The organism is Psychrobacter piscatorii, from assembly GCF_904846415.1.
Lineage (GTDB): Bacteria > Pseudomonadota > Gammaproteobacteria > Pseudomonadales > Moraxellaceae > Psychrobacter > Psychrobacter piscatorii.
Window position 1 is genome coordinate 1 of record NZ_CAJHAR010000088.1, and the last position, 943, is coordinate 943.

General features: G+C 50.1%; 1 protein-coding gene. It reads left to right on the plus strand.

Annotated elements, in window-relative coordinates; all coding sequences use genetic code 11:
- Window positions 1-943: hypothetical protein (locus tag JMX83_RS14945; RefSeq protein WP_201603377.1), on the plus strand; the 943-nt coding region annotated here is incomplete at both ends.

Genomic DNA, 943 nt, shown 5'->3' on the forward strand with positions numbered 1-943 from the left:
AGTGAATGGCACCACCCAAGCGGACGTCACTTATGACTTTGCACTGACAAACGGTCCAACCAACCCTGCTATAGCAGGGAGCGACTTCACCAATGCGCCAACCTTTAGCAACGAAGTCATCGACAATGGTGATGGCACCATCACGGTACCAGCTGGCGTTACGGGCTTCACAGTTAGCTACCCGACGTCAAATGACACTATTCTTGAGAATAATGAAACCACCGAGCTGACCATTGATGGAGTGGCTGGTACTGGTACGATTAAAGATGCTTTAGATGCCATTCCTGTAGTCAGTATTAAGACTGCAGATGGAGCTGACACAGCTATTGAAGGTGTTGCTGATGACACCATCGTCTTTGAGATCTTTCAAACAGGCGCAACGGACAAAGACAGTACCGTAACCGTCAAGCTTGATTTGCCAGGCGGCATTGGCGGCGCAGTAGCAGCGGACATTCTTGATCAAGAAGTCATCTTCACGGACGCTAAAGGCTTAGAAACCACCTACACAGTGGCCGAAGCCCTTGCTGGTATTGAAGTGACCATACCAGCAGTTGGCGCTACTAACAACCCAACGTTTACCATTACCCCAGCCAACGATGGTTTCTATGAAGTCTCAGAAGTATTGGGTATGAGTATCACGGGCGCGGTAAATGCGACAGTAAACACCGATCCTACTTTAAATAGCGCCACCGGCACCATCTTAGATGAATCAGATGATCCACAGAATCCAGCTGCCAATACCGACGGTGACAAACCGACCCTAACCGTTGGCAATGCGAGCGCGACAGAAGGGGACAATCTGGTCCACCAAGTCACAGTGAATGGCACCACCCAAGCGGACGTCACTTATGACTTTGCACTGACAAACGGTCCAACCAACCCTGCTATAGCAGGGAGCGACTTCACCAATGCGCCAACCTTTAGCAACGAAGTCATCGACAAT